The sequence below is a fragment of the Streptomyces pseudogriseolus genome, from assembly GCA_002154585.1.
Classification (GTDB): domain Bacteria; phylum Actinomycetota; class Actinomycetes; order Streptomycetales; family Streptomycetaceae; genus Streptomyces; species Streptomyces pseudogriseolus.
The window spans coordinates 1-3,539 of record MUNG01000684.1; the positions used below are offsets into that span (position 1 = coordinate 1).

Here is a 3,539-nt window from a genome sequence, read left to right on the forward strand (position 1 = left end):
GGGCGTGGGGGCGGCTGTTCCCGCTGTTCCGGGCCGGTCTGGGCGGGCGGCTCGGGGACGGGCGCCAGTACTGGTCGTACATCGCGCTGCACGACGAGGTGGCGGCGCTGCGGCATCTCCTGGACACCGAGGGGCTGTCGGGGCCGTTCAACCTGACGGCGCCCGAGCCGCTGACGAATCGTGAGATCACCGCGGCGATGGCGCACGTGCTGCGCCGGCCCGCCGTGTTCGCGGTGCCGGCGCCGGTGCTGCGGGCGGTGCTCGGCGAGATGGCGGGGGACGTGCTGGGCAGCGCGCGGGTGCGTCCCACGCGGCTGCTGGAGTCGGGGTTCCGCTTCGCGTTCCCGCGGATCGAGGGGGCGATCAGGGCGGCGCTGTGAGGTGAGGCGGGCGACCTCTCCTGATCCCTCTGCGACCGGACCGTGCCCGTCCGGGGGGCGTATGCGACCGTCGTGCGCCCGTGCACTGTGCGTGCGCGCCTGACCCGGGGCCCGGGTACGGACCTAACCTCGAGCCGAACTCGGGTATCCCTGGGGCCTGTTGAGGGCATGACGTCTCCAGCGCCCGCGCAACCTCGAGGAGGGGACGTGCTCAAGCCCACGTACCAGGCGGACGTCGTCGTCGTGGGAGCCGGGGTGGCCGGTCTCTCCGCGGCACGTCGGCTGACCAGCGCAGGAGTCTCCACCGTCGTCCTGGAGGCCGCCCACGAGGTGGGGGGCCGCATGGCGACCGAGAAGGTCGACGGCTTCCGCCTCGACAGAGTCGGCCGGCTGCTGTCCACGGCGTACGCCGAACTGCATGTCACCCCGGGTCTCGAGGAGTTGGTGCTGCGGCCCTTCGCGCCCGGTGTCCTGCTGCACAGCGACGGGCGGCACCACCGCGCGGGCGTGCAGCCGGGCAGCCGGCGCGCACGTGGCGCACGGAGCGCGATGGGCGCGAGGGGCGCACTTCACGCGGTGCGCGCCCTGGCGAGCGCCCCCCGGCCGGGGCCGCGCAGGCCGGTCGCGGTCCCCGGACGGCAGGTGTCCGTGCCCCGCAACCGGGGCGGCGCCCCGCTGGGCACGGCGCTGGACCAGGCGCGGCTCGGCGCCGCGCTGAACCGGCTGGCGGGCACGTCGACGGAGCGGCTGCTGGCCCGCCCCGAGACGACCGCTGCCGAGGCGCTGCACGGCCGGGGACTGCCCGCGCGCACCGTCGACGGCTTCCTGCGCCCGCTGCTCGCCGCCCTGTTGTGCGACCCGGAGCTCGTCACGTCCAGCAGGACGGCGGACCTCGCGCTGCGCGACTTCGCGCGCGGGCGGCTGTGCCTGCCGGAGGGCGGGGCGGAGGCGCTGCCCCAGTCGCTGGCGCGGTCGCTGCCGCCGGGCACGGTGCACACGGGGGTGCGGGTCACCTCGGTGTCGACGACCTCGGTGACCACCGCGGAGCACGGGGAGCTCCGGTGCGCGGCCGTGCTGGTCGCGACGGGCGCGCGGGACGCGGCGGAGCTGCTGCCGGGGCTGCGGGTGCCGGACTTCCACCCGGTGACGGTGGTGCACCACACCACCGACGAGCCGCCGGGCACGGACGCCTCGCTGCTGCTGGACGCGGACCGGGGCGGGCCCGTGGCGCACACGGCGGTCGTCAGCGCGGTCGACCCGTCCCGCGCCCCGGCCGGCCGCACCCTGGTGACCTCCACGGTCCTCGGCCCGGCCACGGCGGACACCGACACGGCGGTACGGGCCCATCTGGCGCGGCTGTACGGGGTGCCGACGGCGCGCTGGGAGACGCTGGCGGTACGGCACACCGCCGACGCGGCCCCCGTGATGCGCCCGCCGCACGACCTGCACCGTCCGGTACGACTGCTGGCCGGCCTGTACGTCTGCGGCGACCACCGCGACGGCGGCGCGGTGCAGGGCGCCCTCCGCTCCGCCGACCGCGTGGCCACGGCCCTCCTGACCGACCTGGGCCTCAACCGCCCGATGCACACGGCCGACCCACTCCCGACAGCCCGAGCGGCCTAGTACCGGCACCCGCCGAGCGTGAACACCCCCTCGGCGGGTGCCTTCCAACCCGGCGCCGCCTGCGGGCATTCGTGCCGCTGGGGCGATGGGGGGTACCTCCCGCTGCGCCTACACGCCCTCGGGGTGTGCAACACCCCGCCCCGTCCGGGCAACCGGAGGTTGAAAAGGGCGCCGGCGCCGTGCCCCCGGCGCGCAAGTGAGGGCACGCGCCCTCGCACCTCCCTCACGGCCCAACCTGACGGAGTGAGCTACCGCACACCTGCCGTAGAGTTGAGCCCGGTCGAGACATGGCCGTGACAGATCGGAAAGGGCAGCAACGCGTGAGCGTCGACGACTCGGGTGCGGACGCGCAGGGCGACGGCGAGGATCCGCTTGCTCTGCGCCTCGAGCAGCTCATCCTGGGCGCCGAGCGCCGCTACACGCCGTTCCAGGCGGCCCGCAGCGCAGGCGTCACGATGGAGCTCGCCACCCGCTTCTGGCGTGCCATGGGCTTCGCCGACGTAGGGCAGGCGAAGGCCCTGACGGAGGCGGACGTCCTCGCCCTGCGCCGCCTCGCGGGTCTGGTGGAGGCCGGCCTGCTGAGCGAGGCCATGGCCGTGCAGGTCGCCCGGTCCACCGGTCAGACCACCGCGCGGCTGGCCGAGTGGCAGATCGACTCGTTCCTGGAAGGGCTCACGGAGCCGCCCGAGCCCGGCATGACCCGTACCGAGGTCACGTATCCGATCGTCGAGCTGCTCCTGCCCGAGCTGGAGGAGTTCCTCGTCTACGTGTGGCGGCGGCAGCTCGCCGCCTCGGCCGGGCGCGTGGTGCAGGAGGCCGACGACGAGGAGATGGTGGACCGGCGGCTCGCCGTCGCCTTCGCCGACCTCGTGGGCTTCACCCGTCTGACCCGGCGGATGGAGGAGGAGGAGCTCGGCGAGCTGGTCGAGGCCTTCGAGACCACCGCCGCCGACCTGGTCGCCGCGCGCGGCGGGCGGCTCATCAAGACCCTCGGTGACGAGGTGCTGTACGCCGCCGACGACGCCGGGACGGCTGCCGAGATCGCCCTGCGGTTGATAGAGACCATGGCGAACGACGAGACCATGCCGGAACTGCGCGTCGGCATGGCCTTCGGCACCGTCACCACCCGGATGGGCGATGTCTTCGGCACCACCGTCAATCTGGCCTCCCGGCTGACCTCCATCGCTCCCCGCGACGCCGTGCTCGTCGACGCCGACTTCGCCCAGGAGCTGATCCGCACCGGTGACGCGCCGGCCAGTGAGGCCGCCGCTGCCGAGGCGGCCGCCGCCGCGGAGAAGGAGGGCGAGGAGCCGCCCTCGTACCGGTTCGCGCTCCAGCCGATGTGGCAGCGGCCCGTCCGTGGCCTCGGCGTCGTCGAGCCCTGGCTGCTCAATCGGCGGACACCCGCGCCGGCCTCCGACTGACCAACGCCGTTGCTTTCAGCCGCCCAGGCAGATGTTGAGCAAGGGGAGGCAGAGGCCCCGGTCCCGGTCGTCGTTTTCGTTCTCGTCGGCCGGTGGTGCGGGTGGTGCGGGT

The 3,539-nt window shown here is 74.7% G+C and carries 3 protein-coding genes; all 3 read left to right on the forward strand.

Annotation, left to right across the window (positions count from 1 at the left end):
• A partial coding sequence (locus CCN29_RS34080) for a DUF1731 domain-containing protein (protein WP_143661471.1) occupies positions 1–380 on the forward strand: 380 nt, incomplete at its 5' end.
• Positions 381–587: 207 nt separating this feature from the next.
• Complete coding sequence (locus CCN29_RS34085) at positions 588–2,003, forward strand: NAD(P)/FAD-dependent oxidoreductase (RefSeq protein ID WP_086686328.1); 1,416 nt, start codon at positions 588–590, stop codon at positions 2,001–2,003.
• A 320-nt stretch (positions 2,004–2,323) separates the two neighbouring features.
• Positions 2,324–3,427 (forward strand): adenylate/guanylate cyclase domain-containing protein, encoded by a 1,104-nt coding sequence (locus tag CCN29_RS34090; RefSeq protein WP_006132165.1) that lies wholly within the window; start codon positions 2,324–2,326, stop codon positions 3,425–3,427.
• The last annotated feature ends 112 nt before the right edge of the window (positions 3,428–3,539 follow it).